We start from the raw sequence: 23,497 nt of genomic DNA on the forward strand, positions 1-23,497 counted from the left end.
TCAACGGAACATCTATCCGCTGATTTCGCCTACAATAGCCAGTGATCTATCACTGTCCTCTCAGCACCTCGTAGAAAATTGAAACACGCTCTACAACATGTCTTGGCAACACTATCGTTGTTTCACCATGAAGTACTGACAGCCCGTTTTGGGATAGCCTTCTTGCTCCCACTGCACTTGGTAGCCCTGCTGTTTATAAAAGGGCATGGCTTGAAAGTCTCGTGTTTCTAAGAAACACTTAAGACAACTCCGAGATTTCCCCACTTGCTCTACTTTATTTAAAATTTGACGACCAATATCTTGACCGGGTAATGCTTCACAAACCCCTAGCGTATCCAATAACAAGCAATCACCAAAAGAGCGAGCTGTCGCACCAGCAATCACCTCACCGGAATTACTTTTAAGTTGAATGACGAGCGGAATTCTTTCGGTAATTTCCCAATTGGCGAGTTAAAGTCCTTGATTTGTTTATCGAGATAATCAATCAACTGTTGAGTAGGATTGTCTAATACTTCAATGTTTATTTAAACTCCGTAATGCTCAGTAGGACTGACGACATGCCAAGCTTGGCTGCTTTCAGGCCTTTCATTGTTTGCTGAAGGTGCTGACATTTCTAGTGCTATCGTGAGTGACTCACGCTAAGCACGCTCATCTTCGATGATGACTCTGATGGTGAGAGCCGCTAGTTGCAGCTAATCCGGTCACTAAAAAAGAAGCCCTTAAGCAGGAGGGCTCTTGGCTTCCCAGCATTACTCAGGGCGATGTGGTTTGTGCTGTGACTCGTTTTGTGGCTTAGGCTGGAGCTCGGCTTGCGATTGGATGCTTTTACCTTTTACTTGCTGATGCTGGTATGCCTGCAAGCGTTTCACCTTATCAGCCAAAGTATTGGTCCAAGCGATATACAATAAAACAAACAAGGCAAGCATGCTCAGTACATCAAGCGAAGAGACCAACGAGGACTGTACCAAAGGATTGGTAAATATCATATTAAGCAAATCAATCAAGGCAAGGCCAGACAATAGCAAACGGCCGTGAATACTGCCGTAGCGTAAGGAGTAAGCAGCCAATAAACTGAACAATAATACAACTAAGGTCAATTCAAAATTGAGTGGAAAAATCCATAGCTTCGGGCCTGATTCAGCCTCCGTAAGTACCCCACTGAAAACCGCAACAAGCCACGCCAATAATGCGCAACCCACATAAGCGTTAATCGCCCATTTCATAATTCGAGTATGAGTCATATACAACCTCGCAAATGAGGTATCCAAAACAATGCACAGCGATAAGTTTACTATGGATATTTCTGACTAAAAAGCAAACAACATCGACTCAGTCACTCACTAAATCAAGTACCGCGCGATTACGCCCTTGGTGTTTGGCATCGTATAAACAATTGTCGGCCATCTGGAGTATCTCGTTGTTATCATCAACCGACATCGAGTTCAGCAATACCCCGCCTAAACTAATCGTCAACACTGGACTCACTTGCGAATCCTGATGCTCAACTTGAAGAGCCGCCACCTGTTCTACGATTCGCCTGGCCATCAAAGGTAGTTCATCTTGATTCACGTCGGTTAATAGCAACGCAAATTCCTCACCACCGACTCGCGCAACACAATCTTCGCTACGCTGAACCACCGAAGTTAAAGCCTTCGCCACCAGCTTTAAGGCTTCGTCCCCCTGTAAATGCCCATAGCGATCGTTATAAGCCTTGAAATAGTCGATGTCTGCCATCATTACGGCAAGCTTAGATTTGTGACGACGAGCACTCGCAATTGCTCGAGTGAGTTCACGCTTAAAGGGACGGCGATTCAATAAGCCGGTTAACTCATCGGTTTCGGCTAATACCAATAAGCGCTGATTTGCTTGTAGTAATTCAGACTGCAATCGCACCAGTGCCAGCTCTTTCTTTTCTTTGACCAGCAAACTAGTAATCGCGGTCGCAAATTGGCTCAACAGCGTTACCTGATGATCATGCCATATCGATCGATAATTCAGACTCGCACAGCTCAGCAAACCAAAAGTCTGCTTGCCATCGTGTAAAGGAAAACCAGCAAAAGACTTAATACCACGCTCGCGCAACAATTCATATTCAGGCTCCGCCTGTTGCTTAACCGTTTCAATATCATTCACGGTAAAGGGGGTCGCATCGCGCAAATATGCATTCAGCAATCTCAATGGCTCTAAATCAATCGGATCGAGTCGGACCTCTTGCTCAAAAAGCGTCCAAACATTTCGATAAACCGCCAACGGGCCTTCAAAAGTAAAGACACAGACCCGTTCCACCGCAAATAAACGACCAATGATAGCAAGCGCACGTTGTAATAACTCATCCGTGGAGCCTTGAGTAAGAAAGGACAGTGATATCTCGGATAACAGTTTATTGGCTTCGGTTTGCCAATTCAGCAAAGCCGTTCGCTGTTCAACGGTAGCTTCCAGCTCCTCTCGATGTTGATGTAACTGTAATTCGGCAGCTAAACGCGCATCCAACCCCCGCTGAAAACGATGTTGCAATTGCTGCATTGAACTCGCAACCAAGCCAATTTCATCGTTACGTTGCAATAGCTGATCTGGCAATTGCACGATTTGCTGCTGCTTGGTGAAAATTTGATCCGCCACCTTGGCTAAACGGTGTAGGTCGTGAGTGACCAGACGCGTCACCAATAGCAAAATAATAAGAGTCATCAACAACGTCTTAAAGCCGTTAGTCAGAAAGATAACCAAAGCTTGATTTACAATATCACGTTTCACCACCGATAAGTCTAAACCGACACTTAATTGACCAAGGTTTTGCTGTTGATAAACCAAGGGATAAACGTAAATTTTCTCACTCAGCTCAGCCACACCGATAGCAATATTCAGCTCATCGTTAACTTCTAACTTAAGCATTCCCACATATTGTTGTTTGAGCAAAGCCTGCAGCAAATCATCAACCAAGTTGTAGTCGATATACCATAAGGCTTGTTCAAGTGCGGTAATATTGGCCTGGTTATACTCATCAACGCTTTGTTCGATGTGTCTTACCGCACCAGTGAAATGAAACGCTAACTGCACCACAACCGAGACCAACGCAAACACCGTGCTAGCACCAACAATCAGCAACACCATTTTTTTAGCAATTGGAGATCGCGATTTCAACAAGGCTTTTAGCATGGCATCCTCAATGGACAAACTCGAGTGTTAGCTTATTATGCTCATCCAAAAATAGTCGTTCAAAGGCGATCCCAGACCAGTCTTGCGCTTTCAGCTGTTGATAAAATTCTGTATTTGGTTGTACTAGTCTGAACATCGGTAGCGTCACATTTGACGGCAGTGCGTAACCCAGATAGTGCAGATGAATTAGGCGTAAACCCCAACCTGCAGCCATAAAGTGTCCTCCCCCGAGCGCGCTGAGTTGTCCCTGCTCTCTTAATTTGAGTGCTTCTAGTGAAACATTCACGCTACTTAAAAAAATATCTTTTCCAGCGCTTTTACCAATGTCTTGTATCGCTTGCAAACTGCCAAAAGCCATATGATCATTGGCCGTCCAAATATATTTGAGTTGGGGATATCGACGCAGCAAAGATTTACTTTGTTGATAACTGCGAGCCTGTTCCCAATCACCATATATCACTGGTTTCACGCTTAAATTAGTTTGCTGATGAAAAAAGCTAAGAGCACCCGCTTCCCTTTCCTTGGAGGCCGGAGTGGCTCGATCACCGGATATCAGCACCACTCCGCCAGGCTGCCCGCCCGCTTGCTGATACATCGCTTTAGCCGTTTGTTCGCCAATCCAATAATTATTCGGCACCAAACGGCTAATAATATACTGTTGCCAATGCGTATTTAGCGCATATTTTGAGCGCTGCACTGCTTCTAAATCGTTAAGTAATATCAAGACATAAACTGGCTGGTCTTCCAACAAATGAAGCATTCGTGGCAAGCTTTGTTTCTCGTTAACCAACATCAAGTAATCGGGCAATTGCTGTTGCTGAATCATCTTCTCGAGATACTTAATCATTGAATACTGATCACGTTTCGCGTGGAAAATTGTCAATTTTAAATCTAAACGTTGTGCCGCCGCGAGGGCAAACAAATCGACGTGTGCCCAAAAATTCTCCGTCGGCTTACCTGGATTAAGAAACACCACCGAAGGTTGCGCAAATACGCAAGCACTCAAAAAAATAAAGATTAAAGCGATGACTTTAAGCAAAGTCTAAACCTAGGAAAATAATCACTATCTAAAACTATAAACCACCTGACAAATTTAGCTTCTTTAGTTAGCATTCAGCCCTGTATTTACAAAATGAAAGCCAACCTTAGCGAACAAAAACCACAGCTAGACCAGCGGCACCAATTCAGTGACTCATGATATGACAAACCATGAGTGATAAAGCCCCATGCTCAGGTCTATTTTTAGATCAAGCAAAACCCGGTTCGTCGAAACCAAAACAGCCATGATACTTTGACCAAGCAGGTGGTTCGATGAAGCACGGCGCTCTGGCCAGCAATCAACAAATCCACGAATAATTTACTCGGCTCACAAGATCTTCGCAACGAGACCATTAATTTGCTAATTATTCTTCAATTCTCGATAAAAATTGAGCACTTAGAGCAAAAGTATGCGATCTTAGAAGACTAGTTATTTACGGAGAAATATAATGGCGCAGTTGTCGTTTAAACTAAAATTACTAATCAGTATTACGGTACTATTTTGTTGTTTGTTAGTGACAATGCTGATTTTTGGGAACGCATCACTCAGTACCGAGCAGGCTGCTGCTGCCACCCAATTAAATGCCAATCAAATTCAGGCATTATTTGCCGAAACGACAGCTCAGGCAAAAGCTAAAATGTTGTTAATTTCAGCGCTTGGTGGCCTTGTGATATTAGTGGTGGTGACCATGATATTACAAAACTTCTTAGCCTCTTTAGCTCGAATGACCCGCCACATGGGTTATCTCGCAGGAAAAGATGGTGACTTAAGATTGAAACTGGAGGCTCAACAGAGCCAAGAGTTAACCGACATGGCGCTGCAATTTAATGCCTTTACCGAAAAACTTCGCCAAATAATGCTACAGCTACAACAGCAGGCCAATCAGCTCACTCAAAGTTCACAGCAACTGGCAAAAAATGCTCAAACCTCTGGTAGCTTAAGTCGCCGCCAACATAATGAAACGGACAATGTCGCCACCGCGGTCAATCAGATGTCATCCAGCGCCGGAGAAGTCGCCGAACTGGCCAATGGTACTGCCAGTAACGCCCAAAAAGCCGAGCAACAGCTCAGTCAAACTCAGCAAGAGTTTCAATATTCTGTGGAACAGATCCGCGACGTATCATCAAGTATGGAAGGAATTAGTGAGCGAATCACCAAGGTTGCCGGACGCAGCCAAGATATTAACAGTATTTTAGAAACCATTCGCGGTATCGCCGAGCAAACCAACTTATTAGCTTTAAATGCCGCCATTGAAGCCGCTCGAGCTGGTGAACAAGGACGCGGCTTTGCGGTTGTAGCCGATGAGGTTCGTAATCTTGCAGGAAGAACCCAAAGCTCCACCGAAGAAATTAACCAGTTGATTCAAGCCTTACAAAGCGATGTGAATGCAACCGTAGATTTAATATCCACCAGTCGAGAACAAGTCAACAAAACAGCTTTAGATACCGAAGGTAGCTACGAACAGTTGCATAGCGTGGTCGCTAGTATTTCGGCCATCAACGACAATGCCGCTCAAGTTGCGACCGCAGCGGAGGAGCAAAGCCATGTCAGCGGCGATATCAATAATAATATTAGCGGCATGGGTGAAGCGGCTGAGCAGCAAAATGCCTTAACTCATGATATTGAAAATCTCAGCACCGAATTATCTCAATTGGCCCTGTTACTCAATGACCAACTGGCGACTTTGAAGGCCTAAGTTATCGTTAATGAGTACCAGTTTACTTTTTGCCAGCTGGTACTCATCCTTCCGATGAGCGGTTTAATTCAGTTCCCGTTCTCAATCATCCATCCCTTCATCCCGTGAGCCAACTCGCGAGTAACTTCATTAAACTAGCCTATCCTTAGAAGAAACAAGTCATTGGAGTTGGTTTATGGACATGACACTCACCTTTTTAGGAGCCACCGAAGAAGTCACGGGATCTTGTCACTTACTCACCATCAATGATCGCCAGATCCTATTAGATTGCGGGTTGATCCAAGGCAGCAAAACTGATGCCCTACGCAATCATCAAGACTTCGATTTTGATCCGAGTCGCATCGATGCTGTCATTCTTAGTCATGCCCACATCGACCATTCTGGGCGGATCCCACAACTGGTGAAATCAGGTTTTAGCGGGCCGATCTACACTCATAAGGCCTCGGCAGAACTATCCGAAATCATGCTCAAAGATGCCGCCATGTTGCAGCAACGCGACACCGAACGAGTCAATAAGAAGCGATTGAAAAACAATCTTCCCACGATCGATATACTTTATGACGAACGCGATGTCGAACAAGCAATAAAGCAGTTCTTACCCATTACCTACGGACAAAGAGTCAGCATTTTCCCCGGTATTGAACTGCGCCTCTCCGATGCGGGGCACATCCTTGGCTCTGCTTTGGTCGAACTATGGTTAACCGACCCCACCGGTCAGAAAAAAATTGTCTTTAGTGGTGACCTAGGCCGAGAGGGCATGCCAATTCTTAACGATCCGGTTGCCATTGATGATGCCGATTTAGTATTAATGGAAAGCACCTACGGCGATCGTTTTCACCGCTCTTGGGAAGAAACCATCACCGAACTGGAACAAATATTTGCCGCTGCGATCAGCCATAGTCAAGGTAATATTTTACTCCCCGCTTTTTCGGTGGGCCGAGCCCAAGAATTGCTCTACCTATTTCATCTTTATGCCAAACAATGGGATTTATCTCGTTGGAAGGTTTGCTTAGATAGCCCAATGGCGATAGAAGCAACCAAGGTATACATTAATAATTATCCGGTAATGGATGATGACTTTAAGCGCTTTACTCGGCAACACCCTGGCGAGCATCCCTTATTGTCTAATGTTGAATTTATAGAAAGCACCGAAGAGTCGATGGCGCTCAACGATATCAATCACGGTTTGATCATCATCGCTGGCAGCGGCATGTGTAATGGCGGCCGGATCCGTTGCCACCTAGAGCATAATCTTTGGCGCAGCGAATGTGATGTCATTATATGCGGCTATCAAGCAATTAGCACTCCCGGAAGGCTACTGGTTGATGGGGCAGATTACCTCACCATTCATGGTAAACCAGTGAAAGTGGCGGCTAAACTACATACCGTGGGCGGTTTATCTGCCCATGCAGACCAAGCGGAACTCATCGCTTGGTATCACCAATTTAAAGCGAGCCCTCCCTTAATTTTAGTACATGGCGAACCACTAGCTCAACAAGGTTTAATCGCCGCTATCAATGAGCAACTCAGTCCACCCCCCAGAGCCTTAGTCGCCGCAAAACGCGGCGATAAACTAGACTTAAGCGCCTTGCCAAAGCTGGTTTGGCTGCCCTAAACAATATAATGATATATCGCCGCGAAATGGCAAGCGCAGCCCGCCACCACAAATACATGCCATATCGCATGGCTGTAGACTCGATGTTTAGCGACATAAAAAAGCGCGCCAATACTAAACAACAAACCGCCAACAGCTAACCAGACGAGACCTAGGGTGGCGATATTCAAGTACATAGGATAAGCGAGCACTAACGATAACCATCCCATAATGAGATAAGTGCTCAAGGAAATTTTAGGAAAGCGAGTGCCAGTGAGTAGCTTAAAAGCGACCCCAAAAATCGCGAGGCCCCATATGATCAACATCGATCCCCACGATAGCATCCCCTCAAAGCGAAGCAACAAAATAGGGGTATAAGTTCCGGCAATTAACAAGTAAATAGCAGAATGATCAAACAGTTTTAAGCCTGCCTTCCAAGTGACATTGCGACACCCGTGATACCAAGACGAAGCCAGGAATAATAGGATCAATGCGCTTCCATAGATTGTCACCGCGCTCACCGCCATCAAACCATTAGCCTTAATGATTAACATGACTAAACCGATGATCGCAATCAACAAAGCAATCCCATGAGAAGCAACATTCAGTTTCTCTTCACGCTCACTGTAGCCACTGGTCAATACGCTCATTTCGCAACCCATTTATCATCAACTGAATCAGCTTAAACTTTCAGCGTACAGTTGTACACTGAAAATAATATGAATTTTTATTGTCGTCGGACAGACATCATCACCGCATCTATAATGTGATTGATCATTAGTTTTTAAGTGCTTGAAATATTGAGTCTCACCGGCCGTTCAAGCGCTAAATCCTTTCCACCAAGAGTTCAAATTTCCGCCATAACGTATCGCAAAAAATTAACAAAGCGCCCTAGAGAGCCTGCATCATAAGCGTATTCAACTATAATTAAGGCACCAAACATCAATCACTTGCAGAGTTATGGAGAATGCGATGCGGCAACAACTTCCGCTTGCTTGGGCTCAATCGATAGCACTATGCCAAGACGTGAGCCAGCTAAACTTTGAACATCTGCTAAAGAACATTAGCAATGATCCTCAATTGCAAAAATTTGCGCCCGATGGGATCTGCCAAATCGACCCGCGCAACGGCAATTTAATTATCTATAATTCAGCGCGCGCCAAACGGATCCATACAACCAGCCCGCCGATAAACGTAAATACCAACCAAGCGTGCCCTATCTGTGAAGGTAAAAGCGCCGATATTTTAGATATTGCCGAACACAGTCAAGGTTTTACCTTTATCAATAAAAACCTGTACCCTATCTTTCATCCGATCAAGGAATTACCTCAAGAAGCCGCAGACTACTTTCAGCATCAAGATCCTTACCACAATGGTCGCGCCTCCTATGGCTTTCACCTCTTACAGTGGACCTCGTCGATCCACGAACTCGACTGGCATAACTTGCCCTATGCTGACGCCATGATTAGCTTTCAGCGATTGGCAGCTTTAGAGCAAAGCTTGCTGCATCAACCCACCGATTTTATGTCTCGTTCCGAAAGCAAAGTGGAACAACAAGTGGTCAGCGGATATGTCTCAATTATAAAAAACTATGGTGCCACCGCTGGGGCCTCGCTGAGCCATGGTCATCAACAGATCGCTTATAGCAATATTTTGCCACAGCATTTTTTTAATAACCTACGTTTTAGAAAACGTCACAACCGCCCCTTCAGTCAGTACATGATTGACGAAAATCCTAAAAAGCTATTAGTAAAAGACTATGGCGAGGTACAACTAATCGTGCCTTACTTCATGAAAAGACCACTAGACATGCTTTTGATCTTTAAAGACAACGAAAAACGCTACCTACACCAACTCAATCAACAACAGCAACAGCAATTAGTGCTGGGTATACAACAGGCGATTCGAGCAATCATGCACCTGATGGAACAGATGGGGATGAGCCCTGCCTATAATATGATTGTGAATAACGGGCCTGGCTGTGGTTTATACATCGAGTTTCTGCCCAAAACTCAGATGATGGGAGGCTATGAGCAAATCGGCTTATTTGTTTGCCAAGCCAACGCTTCTGATTCGGCCAAATTAATACGTCAACATATCGCAGCAGAATCCAACACCAAACAATTTTGCGCTGCAGACAGTGGCTAACGATAACGGTTTAAACCATAGTCTAAACACCACTCAAGCAAAATCCCCAGCAAACTGTGCGCAACGGAGAAATCATCCGTTCCGCAATATTTTATATCCCCGATGCTGCTACCTGAGCTTTTCAAGTGTTTGCGTAATTCTGGCAAAAAAAGAAAAGAAGTAATGCTGATATCCATCGCTATATTTCACGGCAAGGACTTAGTGACACTGCGCAGCTTAGGGCATGTGGTTTGACAAGGGGGCTCAATGCTTTGTCTAAGCTCGCCCTGGCGACACACTCATCGAGCATCATGCAGATCACCTCATCGTACGGCATCTGATTCGCAATTTCGCAAGCTCTTGGGAAATAACTAGTCCCATGATTCATTCCCGGAACTAAATTGGCTTCCATAAAATAACATAAGCCCTGTGCATCCATTTTGATATCTATTCGCCCAAAACCTCGCACACCTAAACCTACAAAAGCGGCAGCGGCCAAAGCCTTAACGGCACCAATATCATTCACTTCGATTTCCTGCAGCATTTCGCTATCAGATGCTTTTACTATCGCACCAAGGCCCCACAGTCACTCTTTGTCTGCTAAACACTTCTACCAACACAGGCTACTGGTATTGACCATATAAAGACATAAGTTTTAACTCAAATTTAGCAAAGTTTTACACTAAAAAATGATCATCAACCATAACCATCAACTATCAATTAAGACAAATCACTTATAGCTAGCTGCCATCACCAAGAGTAGTTAGACGCTCTTTGTAAAACCATGAAATAGACAGCGCTTTCGGTGCTGTCTATTTCACTTGATAAGGGAATCATGCCTTGCTTCAAGCTGCAACAAACAAGCTCGTAGCTTAGACTATTTGTGTCCAGTCAAATCTGTCGACTGAGAGCGGGTCCTGCTGGTGTTCTGCACCGAACTCTGTAAGTCCCGCTGAAAAGACGACTTATACATTTCGCGGTTATCCTGTTTTAAGCGACTAAAGGTATTCGGCGCCGAATGCTGTAAGTCCATGCTGTCTTTTATACTCTGCCCGACGCCTGTCAGCGCACCATAAGTCAACAAGGCTAAGGACAAACGAGGATTACCAACCACCCTTGAGAGAGGCTTGGTGAACATCATCCGGGTCGGTAGGAAGCGGGCCGTTTTACCCACGCGGGTTTGCCGAGGAAACATTCGGTCCATTGCCTGATTGGTATTTTGCCGCTGTTGGTAACGATGGTAGAGCGAGAATGCCAATAAACTGGAGCCTAACACCGGTGCAATTTTTTCCTGAGTATAATCGACAGCGGCTCGACCACCGTGGGCCAGCTTGTTTCCAGAGTCCAACTCCTGATACCGCTCATGCATATTCCAAAAAGTACGTTTAGCTTCCCCCATTTTCTGCTTACCAAACTGAGTTGGACTCTGGTACAGCTCCCACGGCTGCAACAGCTGGGCTTTGCGCTGCTGCAGATAGCGCATTGACTGATCCGGCTGAGTAAAGAGCCTTGCAATATTGCCAGGATGATAACGTTCCATTGTTTTAGAAGGCATTTTATCGCCCACACCACTGGCATAACCTTTCCCGTATCGAAGCAAACGTTCGCTATTATCTGCCAATACATCAACGCCCTTATTATACACCGCTTTTTGGATACGTTGAGGTAGCCAGTCATCCTGGCTGCTCTTAAACTTAAGCATTTCTCTGCCTTTATTGTTGGCGACTACGGCAGATTCCTGAACGCTTGAATCTAACTGTTGGTGAAAGGTGTTACGGCGTTGCTGGGTCCAGTCCTTCACGGAATCCAAGTGCTGACCGAAGGGCGAGGACTGAAAAGACGGTGGCTGATAAGAGGAAAATTGGCTCTGTAGCCGATTAACATTGCGGCTGAAAAACCGAGTGGTGTCGAATAAAGGTTTAAAAGGGGCTGAGCTTCCCTTTGCATGCTCGTCCATAACTCACTCCGTAGAAAACTCTTGTCTGATTCACTCAAACAATTTTCGGGCCACAAGGTAGTAAGTTATTTTTAATTTATAAATCAAATGATTACACTTTTACTTATTGTCAACTAAAACGCTCTGGGTAAATTATCACCCGGCCAATCTCGAAACACACCCGCTCGATACCGATAACAATGTCTATCGCTGCACAGGACAGTCACGCTCCCTAAATCAAAAGGGACGCAATGCGTCCCTTTAAACACACGATCACGGCTTACAATTTAAAAGTTTTAACATCGCTATTGAGTTCTTCGGCATGCGTTTGTAAGGCTTGTGATTGTTTTAAGCTATTATTCGCTCTCGAGATCAGGTTTTCAGTCACATCTTGAATCGCCACTACATTTTGTGAAATTTCATTTGAAACATGGGTTTGCTCTTCTGCGGCGGTCGCAATTTGAGTAGCCATGTCTCGAATTAACATCACCGAAGCGGTGATTTCTTCTAAGGCATCGCTCGCCTTATCGGCATCATCCACCGATCCGCTAGCTAGCTCAGAACTACTGGCCATCAACGAGACAGCACGCTCGCTAGTTTTTTGTAGCATATCGATGGTGGCTTTAATCTCTTCGGTAGATGTATGCGTGCGTTGCGATAATACTCGAACCTCGTCGGCAACCACCGCGAAACCACGCCCCTGTTCTCCAGCTCTAGCTGCCTCAATCGCCGCATTTAAAGCCAGTAAGTTGGTCTGCTCGGCAATCCCTTGGATTGTGGTTAACACAGTACTAATTTCCATGGCATGTTGGCTTAAATCGGCGATCACCGAACCTGCTTCCTGCACCTCGTTGGCCAGACGGTTGATCGAAGCCTTGCTATTCACCACCAACTCATGACCGTGGTTTGTACTACTCGCCGAATCGTGAGTGGCCTGTGCTGTTCTATCCGCATGCGAGGCGATCTCGACTGTGGCCGAGGCCATCTCGGTCACAGCAGTCGCAACCATAACAATTTCTTGCTGCTGGCCTTCAATTTCTGCAACCGTCTCATTGGCGCTGCGAATACCTAATTCCGATTGCTGTGTTAACTGGATCGACTGCTGCTGCACATGGCTGATCAGCTGCTGCAGACTTGAGACAAAAATATTAAAGTTATTGGCCAGCTCACCCACTTCATCTTGATTATCGATATCGATCCGCTGAGTTAAATCACCACTGCCTTGAGCAAACTCGGCTAAGGCACTCGACACTCGCCCCAATGGTTTGAATAAGATGTTACACAACAAATTGAATAAAATGACACACACAACCACAACCGCCAGAGTCGCCATCACTTGTCCCCAAACTGCTGCAAACAAGGGCTTAACCAACGAATCGTGATTCACCACAATCACCGTCGCCAAATTAGTACCGACGATAGCTTTAGCAAATAAAACAAACTGCTCACCCTGGATATTCACCGAGGCAGTTTTACCGACACGCAATGCATTTTGGATATCTGCGTAGTTTAAACCCCGCTCTGCCACCGATTTATTTAATAACTTAGTGTCTGAATACACGAAAAACTGGCCTTGCTGGTTCACGATGAACATGTCCCCCTGGCCCGGTAAAATCACTTTATCCAGAGTATTAATAATATCGGTAATTTCAACATCTGCGCCCAAGACTACTTGTTGACCATTCAGCCTTAAAGCTTTACCCAATGACACCACATTGGCCCCAGTGGCCGCGGCTACGGTTGGGTTATCCATAAAAACTTCACTCGGCTTGGCTTTCGCATTGATATACCACCCCCACTGACGCGGGTCATTGTTGCCCGCTGGCAATACCACGCCATTGGCATTTTTTTGCGAACCATCGGGATATGCGAGGAACACATTATCGAAGGCTCCCGAATCACGAATTTGTTGTAAATGCAGTACCAGTTGTTGCTCTTGAGCGGCTTCACTCAAAGATGTCAAAGCCCGTTCTTTGGATAACAACCAATTGCTTACGTATTGATTATAAGCAGTCGAAGAGCTAAGTAGTCGTTGCTCCACATCATAATCGAGGCGCGACAAAGATGCCCTAAATGATAGGGCTTCTACTAGTAATCCACCCAAAATAATCGCCAAGCTAGCAGAAATGGCGAGTTTATTTTTCAGGGATATTTTTTTAAACATTCATAACCTCTATTGGGAAAAGGAAACAGCTATGCCCGCCTAACGGCGGTCGACACTATGTCACGGTGGTCATTGAACAATATGATCATCGACAAAGTGAATAGATGAGAATTCTTGGCTTGATTCTCCATCACAGCCCAAGATATTGAGCATTATAACTTTAAATATTTAATAACGCAGGTTTATCATCTACCAGCGTGAGCAAGATTGAATTAAACGTGATCTTTGACTAAATCATACTTCTGACCCGCAGCCTCATGAAACGCAACGATCAAGCTCAAAGCGTAACGTTAGGCCAAACAATAGCGACAAAAAAACCACTCAAAAGAGCGGCTTGATCAGTGTCGCTTAAAGTGGCTAAAAACTTAAACACTCATCCAACGTTTTACATCAGCCTCATCGACGTCCTCTTTACGACCTTGCAAGACCACATTACCTCGATCGAGTACGGTGTAATGGTCGGCCAAAGCCACCGCAAAATCAAAGTACTGCTCTACCAATACAATCGCCATTTCACCGCGATCGCGCAGCAGCGCCAGTACTTTTTGAATATCTTTAATAATTGAAGGCTGAATGCCTTCAGTAGGTTCATCGAGCATCAACAACTTTGGCTGCATAATTAAGGCCCGGGCAATCGCCAGTTGTTGTTGCTGCCCGCCCGATAAATCACCGCCGCGACGGCTGAGCATTTGCTTCAATACTGGAAACAAACGAAAAATTTCATCGGGAATAAAACGTTCCGACTTCGGCAGCACCGAAAAACCAGTTTTCAAGTTTTCCAGAACCGTTAACTGACCAAATATTTCGCGCCCCTGCGGCACAATGGCAATGCCTTGCTTGGCACGCTGTGCGGCCGACAGTTTACTAATATCTTTACCGTTAAACATGATGCGACCGGCACTAATTGCTTGTTGGCCCGCCAGCGCCTTCAGCAAGGTGGTTTTGCCCACCCCATTACGACCCAGTACACAGCTGATCTTGCCCGCTTCAGCGTTCAAATCCACACTGTATAGCGCCTGACTAGCGCCATAGTGACTATTCACTTGAGAAAGTTCTAACATTTATCCACCTTACATAACGCTTGGCTGGCGGCACTGTGATGGCAGCCTGATTGACAAAATTCCAACATCAATTACGACCTCCTAGCGCCCTAAATAAACTTCAATCACTTGCTGGTTTTGCTGTACCTGCTCAAGGGTGCCTTGAGCTAATACCGAACCTTCATGTAATACCGTAACCGGACAATCGAGGGCTTTTACAAAATCCATGTCATGTTCAACCACCACCAGCGAGTGCTTCTTGGCCAGTTGTTTAAATAACTCGGCGGTTAAAGCGGTTTCTTCATCGGTCATCCCAGCAGCCGGTTCATCGATAAGTAACAACTGCGGTTCCTGCATAATTAACATGCCAATTTCCAACCACTGTTTTTGTCCATGCGACAGCGAGCCTGCCTGCCAATCTTGTTTATCGGCTAAGCGGATTAAGGCCAGCGTATCGTCAATGGTTTTATGAGCACGCCTGGAGAGTTTATGCAACAAGGATTCAAACACCCCTCGATGCCCAGCGAGGGCTAACTCAAGATTTTCAAAGACCGAGAGATTTTCAATCACCGACGGTTTTTGAAACTTACGACCAATGCCCAAATTAGCAATTTCAGCTTCATCATATTGAGTCAGGTCCACATCATTATTAAAAAATACCGAGCCTTCATCGGGACGCAACTTGCCAGTAATCACATCCATCATGGTGGTTTTACCCGCGCCATTGGGGCCAATAATCGCCCGCATTTGACCCGGCTCAAGGATCAACGACAAACTATTCAAGGCTTTAAAGCCGTCGAAGCTTTTGGTGACACCGTCCACATATAAGATTGTGTCTTGAGGAATATGTACGCTACGCATTCACCACTCCTTCACTTTTTTTGCCCGACTCCGCTGTTGGGCTAGCTTGTGCGTTTGTTTTACTATCGGAAGTTGTCATGGCAGGCTTTCGCGCAGAATGAGCGGCGAACTTAGCCTTAATACTGGCATATAATCCCACGACGCCCTTGGGAAGCCACAAAGTCGTCACCACAAATAAACCGCCTAAGAAAAATAACCACAGCTCGGGGAAAGCGCCCGTAAACCAAGACTTACCAAAGTTCACCAACAGTGCGCCAAAGATGGCACCAAATAAAGTGCCGCGACCACCTACTGCCACCCAAACAATGCTCTCAATCGAGTTGAGCGGTGCAAATTCACCAGGATTAATAATACCAACCTGTGGCACATACAGCGCCCCCGCAACCCCCGCTAACATCGCCGAAACCACAAATACAAACAACTTGAAACGTTCCACCCGGTAGCCGATAAAGCGCGTCCGGCTTTCACTATCGCGCACCGCAATTAATACTCGCCCCAGCTTGGAATTAACAATCCAGCGACAAAGCAGATAAGCCAGCGCTAATGCCAACGCACTCAAAGCAAACAATACCGCACGGGTACTCTCCGCCTGCAAACTAAAACCAAGAATATCTTTAAAATCGGTTAAGCCGTTGTTACCACCAAAACCCATGTCGTTGCGGAAAAATGCCAACATCAGGGCGTAGGTCAGGGCCTGAGTAATAATCGACAAATACACGCCGGTCACTCGGGAGCGAAAAGCCAGGTAACCAAAAATAAAGGCCAAAATACCCGGTGCTAAAAACACCATTAACATGGCAAAGGGAAACCAATCAAAACCAAACCAGTACCAAGGCAACGCCGACCAATCGAGAAATACCATAAAATCTGGTAGCTCTGGGTTGGCGTATACCCCACGGTCGCCAATTTGTCGCATCAAGTACATACCCATGGCGTAGCCACCCAAGGCAAAAAATGCACCGTGCCCCAAACTTAAGATGCCGCAATAGCCCCACACTAAATCCACCGCCAGCGCGAGCAAGGCATAACACAGATACTTGCCTAACAAGGTAACCCAATAAGAGCTAAGATGGAGTGGGTTTTCCGGGCTAAGTGCCAGGCTCATGAAGGGCACTAAAACCGCCGACAATAACAAGGCCAGCAACATGGCGTTGCCAACTTTGTCTTTCACTAAAAATCGAACGAATACTGACTTCGGCATGAACTAGTCCTCCACCGTACGACCTTTCAAGGCAAATAAACCTCGAGGACGCTTTTGAATAAACAGAATGATGAAAACCAGCACCAAAATCTTGGCTAAGACTGCGCCAGCAAAAGGTTCCATTAACTTGTTCGCAACCCCTAAGGTCAGAGCTCCAATCACCGTACCAAACAGGTTACCCACACCGCCAAATACCACCACCATAAAGGAATCGATAATGTAATTTTGCCCCAAATTCGGGCCAACATTGGTCAACTGACTTAAGGCCACTCCAGCAATACCAGCAATGCCCGAGCCCAAGCCAAAGGTCATGGCATCCACCCAACTCGAGCGGATCCCCATTGAATTGGCCATCGCTCGGTTTTGCGTCACCGCCCGCATTTGCAGACCGAAAAAGGTCTTGCGCAAAATGGTCCATAACAGGGCAACCACCATAAAACTGAAAATAATGATGTACAGGCGGTTATAAGTCAGCGACAACACGCCGTTAATTTCCAACGAACCGCTCATCCATTGTGGGGTAATCACCGCTTGGTTCAAAGGGCCAAAGATACTGCGCACCGCCTGCTGTAGAACCAAACTTAAACCAAAGGTCGCCAACAAAGTTTCTAGCGGACGACCATATAAGAAACGGATCACCCCGCGTTCGATCAAAATCCCCACCAGCCCCGAAACCACAAAAGCCGCTGGGATCGCCACCAACAGCGACCATTCGATATGATGAGGCATCAACTGTTGCACCACATAGGTGGTATAGGCGCCGAGCATGATCATTTCGCCATGGGCCATGTTAATCACGCCCATCACCCCAAAGGTAATCGCCAGGCCAACCGCAGCCAGCAATAACACCGCCCCCAAACTCAAGCCAAAATAGATATTTTCAGCGACGCTATTCAGTTGCAATAACTGCTGGTTGGTCGCTATCGACTCGTTAATCGCGGCCAGCACCTTGGCGTCTTTTTCAATTGTTTGTTGTTTTACCAGTACATTACGTGAGGCAGGGTCTAACTGACCAGACAATAGTTCCGCAGCCTCGGCACGCGCCGATAGGTCGGCAAATTGCAGGTTAATGATCGCCTGCATTTCTTTAAGTTTGGCGATCACCGCCGGATCTTGCTCCAGCACCATACGCTTTTCGATGAGCCCAGAATATGAGCTATCTGCGTCATTCATTAGCGAGCGGATCGCCGCAATGCGCTGCTCGCTGGTCTCTGCATTCAAGCCGACCAACGCCAAACCATTGCGCAGTTGACGGCGAATTTTGTTATTCACGGTAATTTTCTTAATTGCCGTTTTTTTCAGGGAGCCTAAATCACTGCCATCAATTACCGAAGTAATGGCATATTGCTTACCTTTCTGCTTAGCGATAACCACTTGTTTGCTTGATTTGATGTAGTACAAGTTAGCGTCTAACAGACTTTGAAAAATTAAACTATTCCGTGGATCGGTAGTTTCTATAAGCTGTTCAATCGCTTGCTGCTTCTGGGTGTTTTTTTTGGTGGTTAAAGTCTGCACGGTCTGTGACCAATCGCTGGCTGGTGCTGCAAACAAAGCACTACTGAATAAAAGAGCCAACAACAGTGCGGAGAAACGAGATATGTATATGCTCAAAACAATCCCTACTTTCTATGGATAACAATTAAAAAAGGCGCTACCGAAGCAATTCAGTCGCGCCTTTCATTTAAGCACCGGAGGCGCTTAGCTGTTCAGGCGAACCGACTTAATAGTTCTGGCCTGAACATTGGCCGGTCTTAATATTGAAGTTGCCACAGCTAATTGGCGCGGTCCAATCAGCAACTAACAGGGCACTTTCAGGAAGATGGTTCGTCCAGGCATCGCCAATCACACCACCCATGGTTTGCCATACGATATCGAACTGACCATCGGCTTGAATTTCACCAATTAGCACTGGTTTGGTCAGATGATGGTTGGTATTCATCACGGCATATCCACCAGTGAGATTCGGTACGGTAATACCATACATCGCTTCTCGGACTTCATCGGTATCGGTCGTGCCAGCTTTTTCAACCGCTTCTGCCCACATTTGGAAACCGATATAAGTCGCTTCCATAGGATCATTGGTCACGCGTTTGTCATCACCGGTATAGGCTTTCCACGCGGCAATAAACTCATCGTTGGCTTCACTCTCAGCACTTTGGAAGTAATTCCATGCCGCTAAGTGACCCACCAAAGGAGTGGTATCAAAACCAGACAGCTCTTCTTCACCCACCGAGAAAGCCACCACAGGGATATCTTCAGCCGATATCCCCTGGTTGGCTAACTCTTTATAGAATGGCACGTTGGCGTCACCATTAATGGTTGAAACCACCGCGGTTTTTTTACCTGCGCCACCAAATTTCTTAATATCAGAAACGATAGTTTGCCAATCGGAATGACCAAAAGGCGTGTAGTTAATCATGATGTCAGCAGGCGCGACCCCTTTAGACTTGAGGTAAGCTTCTAGAATTTTGTTGGTGGTGCGTGGGTAAACATAGTCGGTACCGGCCAATACCCAACGTTGAACTCCTTCTTCACTCATCAAGTAATCCACGGCAGGGATTGCTTGCTGGTTAGGCGCGGCCCCTGTATAAAATACGTTTTTAGAGCTTTCTTCGCCCTCATATTGTACCGGGTAGAATAACATGCCATTTAATTCTTCAATCACAGGCAACACCGACTTACGCGACACTGAAGTCCAGCAGCCAAAAATTACATCCACTTTATCCTTGTCCAGTAATTCGCGTGCTTTTTCGGCAAACAACGGCCAGTTAGATGCAGGGTCAACCACCACCGGTTCCAGTTTTTTGCCTAACAAGCCACCTTTTTTGTTTTGTTGGTCAATCATCATCAGCACGGTATCTTTCAGTGTGGTTTCACTGATCGCCATGGTGCCTGACAAGGAGTGCAAGACTCCGACCTTGATAGTATCTGCTGCCTGAGCTGCGCTCATTGAAAAAGCTAAAGCTACGCCACTGGCGACTGTGGCTATTTTCTTCCATGTATTGTGTTGTGTCATTGCTATATTCCCTATTTTTGTTGCTTTTAAAGCATGCGATACCTCATGCATTGCTAGTCGAACTGCAGCACTGACCATGCCAACCAACCAAAATCATTATAAAACAATCAGTTAATCCCAGAGACAAAGCGAAACACAAGATCCTAATGCACAAGAATCGAACATTTGCCTCAAAAACATGCACCAAAATATTTTAGTGACTAATAAGTATTCATCTATTGCACCAAAGCAAGGCACTCGCACCATAAAGATCCACAATCAGGATAAGAATTTGTGACCAATACGCATTCAAGCTAGTGCTGCTTAGTACAGGAAAAGCTGGTTTGGTTCTTGCTGTATTTATCTAAATAAATAAGGTCAAAAACAACTAGTTAGCTAAAAAGGAATGATGTGAGTCAGCTTACTCAAGTCAAGCACAGCAGTACTCCGGCGCCAATTAAGCAAGGCTGGCTAGCCAAACTCGAGCTAGGTTTTGCGCCAATTGCGGCCAAGACTCGCTTAACCTTAAACCAGAGTATTGGCCCATTACGGGTGCAACGACCGTTTCACCCTGAGCTGCAAGCAAACGATTGTTGCCACGTTTACTTATTGCACCCACCAGGGGGCTTAGTGGCTGGTGACCAGTTACATATGAACGTAGCATGTGCCGAAGGCAGTAAGGTCTTACTCACCACTCCCGCCTCTGGCAAACTGTATCGCTCCAATCTTGCTCGCCAGCAACAGAGTCAACAACAGTTGTTTCACCTACAAACCAATAGCAGTTTGGAATGGCTACCACCGGAAACCATCGTGTTTAATGGCGCTCAAGGCCGTTTAGACAGTCACTTTAAGCTACATGGCAATGCCCAATTAATTGCCTGGGAAATCACCTGTTTAGGTCGTAAAGCCAGCGATGAAGATTTTGATCATGGTGAATTATTGCAATCGATTAAGGTTTATCGCGAGCAGCGTCCACTATTAATCGAGAATACTCGTATTCATAACGCAGTGAGTGCCAACAATCCAGCGGCGCTGGCAAGCAAACATGTCTATGCTTGTATGCTAGCCACCGTTGACCAGCTCAGTGAGGCCAAGCAAACCGAACTATTAGAACTTTTACGGGAGCATCTTAGCTGTCCACAGCTGGGGATCACCCTCGTCAGAGGCCTAATTATCTTGCGTTATTTAGGCGATCAGGCCGAAACCGTGCGTCAGCAATTTGAAGCAGCATGGGCGCTGATCCGCCCATGTACCCTAGGCCGAGAAGCCATAGCACCACGCATTTGGAATACCTAATTACTCACAAATTACGAGGCAAATATGGAATTAACACCAAGAGAGAAAGACAAGCTACTGCTGTTCACCGCATTTTTGGTTGCCGAGCGACGCAAAGACAAAGGCCTAAAACTCAATTATCCAGAGACCGTTGCCTATCTTTCAGCGCAAATCGTCGAAGGTGCCCGCGAAGGCCGAACCGTCGCCGAATTAATGAGTTGGGGAAGAACCCTGCTCAGCCGCGATGAAGTGATGGATGGCATCGCAGAAATGGTCCCTGAAGTGCAGGTTGAGGCCACCTTTCCCGATGGCACCAAACTTGTCACTGTGCATAACCCGATCCCTTAGGCCTGGCCTCTAGCACCAACAACAAGGAACGACAGATGATACCTGGAGAACTAATTATTGAAGATGGTTGGATAGAGCTCAATCAAGGCTTAGCCACCACTAGCATCGATGTTGCCAATAGCGGCGATCGCCCGGTACAAGTGGGTTCACATTACCACTTCGCCGAGACCAATCCAGCCCTGCATTTTGACCGTAAGGCCGCCTTTGGCATGCGACTAAATATTGCAGCAGGCACCGCAGTCCGTTTTGAACCCGGACAAAGTCGCCAAGTAGAACTGGTTGCTTTAAGTGGTAAACGCGAAGTCTACGGTTTTCGTGGTGAAGTAATGGGTGCCTTAGACACCAAGGAGCAAGCATGAGCAAGATGGATAAACGCGCCTACGCCGAGATGTTTGGCCCAACGCTAGGTGACAAGGTGCGTCTAGGCGATACCGAACTCATCATTCAAGTCGAAAAAGATTACGCCCAATATGGTAGCGAAGTGAAATTTGGCGGCGGTAAGGTGATCCGCGACGGCATGGGGCAAAGCCAAGCCAGCTGTGCGATGGTACCCGATACGGTGATTACCAATGCCTTGATCCTTGATCATTGGGGCATTGTTAAAGCCGATATCGCGATTAAAGAAGGTCGCATTCAGGCCATTGGTAAAGCTGGCAATCCGGATATTCAAGATAATATTGATATCGAAATTGGTGCTGGTACCGAAGTGATCGCCGGTGAAGGACAAATTATAACTGCTGGCGGAGTCGACTCTCATATTCACTTTATTTGCCCGCAGCAAATCGAAGAAGCCTTAATGTCTGGCACCACCACCATGTTAGGTGGCGGCACCGGACCAGCCACAGGTACCAATGCCACTACCTGTACTCCGGGGCCTTTCCACTTAGGTAAAATGCTGCAAGCGGCTGACAGCTTTCCCATGAACCTAGGCTTTTTAGGTAAAGGTAACGCCAGTTTACCGCGCCCGCTAGAAGAACAACTGGTTGCCGGTGCCATGGGGCTCAAACTTCACGAAGACTGGGGCACCACCCCGATGTCTATCGACAACTGTTTAACCGTGGCCGAAAACTACGATGTGCAGGTGGCCATTCATACCGATACCCTAAACGAGTCGGGTTTTGTAGAGGATACCCTCGCCGCTTTTAAAGGCCGAGTGATCCATACCTACCACACCGAAGGCGCCGGTGGCGGTCACGCCCCCGATATCATTACCGCTTGTGGTTTAGACAATGTATTACCCTCGTCAACTAATCCAACTCGCCCCTACACGGTAAATACCGTGGATGAGCACCTGGACATGTTAATGGTATGCCATCACCTCGACCCGTCAATCCCAGAGGACGTGGCGTTTGCCGATTCACGGATCCGCAAAGAAACTATTGCTGCTGAAGATATTTTGCACGATTTAGGTGCCTTCTCGATGATTGCTTCCGATTCACAGGCCATGGGGCGGGTCGGCGAAGTGATTACCCGAACCTGGCAAACCGCGCATAAAATGAAGCAGCAACGCGGCTTACTCGAAGAAGATAAAGCTATAGGCTGCGACAACTTCCGCGCTAAACGCTACGTCGCCAAGTACACCATCAACCCAGCGATTACTCATGGTATTGCCCACGAAGTCGGCTCGGTGGAGGTGGGTAAGTTAGCCGACTTGGTGTTATGGAAACCAGCCTTCTTTGGCGCAAAGCCTTCACTCATCATCAAAGGTGGGGCAATTGCTGCGGCACCGATGGGCGATCCCAATGCTTCAATCCCCACTCCGCAACCGGTTCATTACCGGCCGATGTTTGGCGCCTATGGCAAGGCCATGAGCGAAACGAGGGTCACCTTTGTCAGTCAAGCGGCGCTGGACGCCAAGGTACAGGATACCCTCGGGTTACAGAGTCGCTTGGTAGCTTGCAAAAATACCCGCAACATCACCAAGAAAGACATGGTGCATAACCACTATCAACCCCATATGGAAGTAGATTCACAAACCTATGAAGTTCGTGCCGACGGCCAATTACTGGAATGTGAACCTGCAACCGAACTGCCACTGGCGCAGCGCTACTTTTTATTTTAAGGAGAG

General features: G+C 46.4%; 20 protein-coding genes. 7 read left to right on the forward strand and 13 right to left on the reverse strand.

Going from position 1 to position 23,497, the window contains the following annotated elements; all coding sequences use genetic code 11:
* Positions 1 to 111: 111 nt before the first annotated feature.
* From ACRRSY_RS21490 to ACRRSY_RS21505, 4 genes are all read right to left on the reverse strand, one after another.
* Complete coding sequence (locus ACRRSY_RS21490; RefSeq protein WP_432463999.1) at positions 112 to 345, reverse strand: GNAT family N-acetyltransferase; 234 nt, start codon at positions 343 to 345, stop codon at positions 112 to 114.
* A 404-nt stretch (positions 346 to 749) separates the two neighbouring features.
* The gene (locus ACRRSY_RS21495) at positions 750 to 1,241 is read right to left on the reverse strand and encodes a hypothetical protein (protein ID WP_432464000.1); all 492 of its coding nucleotides are present in this window, start codon (positions 1,239 to 1,241) and stop codon (positions 750 to 752) included.
* An 88-nt stretch (positions 1,242 to 1,329) separates the two neighbouring features.
* The gene (locus ACRRSY_RS21500) at positions 1,330 to 3,153 is read right to left on the reverse strand and encodes a diguanylate cyclase domain-containing protein (protein ID WP_432464001.1); all 1,824 of its coding nucleotides are present in this window, start codon (positions 3,151 to 3,153) and stop codon (positions 1,330 to 1,332) included.
* A 7-nt stretch (positions 3,154 to 3,160) separates the two neighbouring features.
* On the reverse strand, positions 3,161 to 4,192 hold the full coding sequence (locus tag ACRRSY_RS21505; RefSeq protein WP_432464002.1) for an ABC transporter substrate-binding protein: 1,032 nt from the start codon (positions 4,190 to 4,192) through the stop codon (positions 3,161 to 3,163).
* 448 nt (positions 4,193 to 4,640) lie between these two features.
* Between ACRRSY_RS21505 and ACRRSY_RS21510 the strand changes: the two genes are divergently transcribed.
* Both ACRRSY_RS21510 and ACRRSY_RS21515 read left to right on the forward strand, forming a co-directional pair.
* Complete coding sequence (locus ACRRSY_RS21510; protein ID WP_432455523.1) at positions 4,641 to 5,888, forward strand: methyl-accepting chemotaxis protein; 1,248 nt, start codon at positions 4,641 to 4,643, stop codon at positions 5,886 to 5,888.
* A gap of 175 nt (positions 5,889 to 6,063) precedes the next feature.
* Positions 6,064 to 7,503, forward strand: coding sequence for an MBL fold metallo-hydrolase RNA specificity domain-containing protein (locus ACRRSY_RS21515; RefSeq protein WP_432464003.1), 1,440 nt, complete (start codon positions 6,064 to 6,066; stop codon positions 7,501 to 7,503).
* On the opposite strand, the gene trhA is transcribed toward ACRRSY_RS21515, so the two are convergent.
* Positions 7,500 to 8,132, reverse strand: a complete 633-nt coding sequence (gene trhA / locus ACRRSY_RS21520; RefSeq protein ID WP_432455521.1) for a PAQR family membrane homeostasis protein TrhA — start codon at positions 8,130 to 8,132, stop codon at positions 7,500 to 7,502. The two genes, ACRRSY_RS21515 and trhA, sit on opposite strands and share 4 nt — an antisense overlap.
* Positions 8,133 to 8,454: 322 nt before the next feature.
* On the opposite strand from trhA, the gene ACRRSY_RS21525 reads away from it, so the two are divergent.
* Entirely contained in the window at positions 8,455 to 9,630 is a 1,176-nt protein-coding gene (locus tag ACRRSY_RS21525) for a hypothetical protein (protein WP_432455520.1), read from the forward strand.
* Between the two features lie 178 nt (positions 9,631 to 9,808).
* Here ACRRSY_RS21525 and ACRRSY_RS21530 read toward each other — a convergent pair whose 3' ends face one another.
* The 8 genes from ACRRSY_RS21530 to urtA all read right to left on the reverse strand — a co-directional run bounded on the left by ACRRSY_RS21530 (position 9,809) and on the right by urtA (position 19,827).
* On the reverse strand, positions 9,809 to 10,153 hold the full coding sequence (locus ACRRSY_RS21530) for a hypothetical protein (RefSeq protein ID WP_432464004.1): 345 nt from the start codon (positions 10,151 to 10,153) through the stop codon (positions 9,809 to 9,811).
* A gap of 333 nt (positions 10,154 to 10,486) precedes the next feature.
* Positions 10,487 to 11,566 (reverse strand): hypothetical protein, encoded by a 1,080-nt coding sequence (locus ACRRSY_RS21535; RefSeq protein WP_432460407.1) that lies wholly within the window; start codon positions 11,564 to 11,566, stop codon positions 10,487 to 10,489.
* A gap of 259 nt (positions 11,567 to 11,825) precedes the next feature.
* Positions 11,826 to 13,709, reverse strand: a complete 1,884-nt coding sequence (locus ACRRSY_RS21540) for a methyl-accepting chemotaxis protein (RefSeq protein ID WP_432464005.1) — start codon at positions 13,707 to 13,709, stop codon at positions 11,826 to 11,828.
* Between the two features lie 365 nt (positions 13,710 to 14,074).
* A complete protein-coding gene (gene urtE / locus ACRRSY_RS21545) occupies positions 14,075 to 14,770 on the reverse strand; it encodes an urea ABC transporter ATP-binding subunit UrtE (RefSeq protein ID WP_432455517.1) in 696 nt (231 codons plus the stop codon).
* A gap of 81 nt (positions 14,771 to 14,851) precedes the next feature.
* Positions 14,852 to 15,610: an urea ABC transporter ATP-binding protein UrtD gene (gene urtD, locus ACRRSY_RS21550; protein ID WP_432464006.1), complete on the reverse strand. Its 759-nt coding sequence runs from the start codon at positions 15,608 to 15,610 to the stop codon at positions 14,852 to 14,854.
* Positions 15,603 to 16,811, reverse strand: a complete 1,209-nt coding sequence (gene urtC, locus ACRRSY_RS21555) for an urea ABC transporter permease subunit UrtC (protein WP_432460410.1) — start codon at positions 16,809 to 16,811, stop codon at positions 15,603 to 15,605. The genes urtD and urtC overlap by 8 nt, the downstream gene beginning before the upstream one ends.
* A 3-nt stretch (positions 16,812 to 16,814) precedes the next feature.
* Positions 16,815 to 18,422 carry an urea ABC transporter permease subunit UrtB gene (gene urtB, locus ACRRSY_RS21560; RefSeq protein WP_432460411.1) on the reverse strand — a complete coding sequence of 536 codons (1,608 nt, stop codon included), beginning with the start codon at positions 18,420 to 18,422 and terminating at the stop codon, positions 16,815 to 16,817.
* A 109-nt stretch (positions 18,423 to 18,531) separates the two neighbouring features.
* Positions 18,532 to 19,827: an urea ABC transporter substrate-binding protein gene (urtA, locus tag ACRRSY_RS21565; protein WP_432460412.1), complete on the reverse strand. Its 1,296-nt coding sequence runs from the start codon at positions 19,825 to 19,827 to the stop codon at positions 18,532 to 18,534.
* A gap of 390 nt (positions 19,828 to 20,217) precedes the next feature.
* Between urtA and ACRRSY_RS21570 the strand changes: the two genes are divergently transcribed.
* Genes ACRRSY_RS21570 through ureC form a run of 4 tightly spaced genes read left to right on the forward strand, consistent with a single transcriptional unit; the run spans position 20,218 to position 23,491 of the window.
* Positions 20,218 to 21,102, forward strand: a complete 885-nt coding sequence (locus ACRRSY_RS21570) for an urease accessory protein UreD (protein ID WP_432464007.1) — start codon at positions 20,218 to 20,220, stop codon at positions 21,100 to 21,102.
* 24 nt (positions 21,103 to 21,126) lie between these two features.
* On the forward strand, positions 21,127 to 21,429 hold the full coding sequence (gene ureA / locus ACRRSY_RS21575) for an urease subunit gamma (RefSeq protein ID WP_432455511.1): 303 nt from the start codon (positions 21,127 to 21,129) through the stop codon (positions 21,427 to 21,429).
* 35 nt (positions 21,430 to 21,464) lie between these two features.
* Positions 21,465 to 21,788 carry an urease subunit beta gene (locus ACRRSY_RS21580; protein WP_432455510.1) on the forward strand — a complete coding sequence of 108 codons (324 nt, stop codon included), beginning with the start codon at positions 21,465 to 21,467 and terminating at the stop codon, positions 21,786 to 21,788.
* A complete protein-coding gene (ureC, locus tag ACRRSY_RS21585) occupies positions 21,785 to 23,491 on the forward strand; it encodes an urease subunit alpha (protein WP_432455509.1) in 1,707 nt (568 codons plus the stop codon). The genes ACRRSY_RS21580 and ureC overlap by 4 nt, the downstream gene beginning before the upstream one ends.
* The last annotated feature ends 6 nt before the right edge of the window (positions 23,492 to 23,497 follow it).

It is taken from the genome of Agarivorans sp. QJM3NY_33, from assembly GCF_050870865.2.
Taxonomy (GTDB): domain Bacteria; phylum Pseudomonadota; class Gammaproteobacteria; order Enterobacterales; family Celerinatantimonadaceae; genus Agarivorans.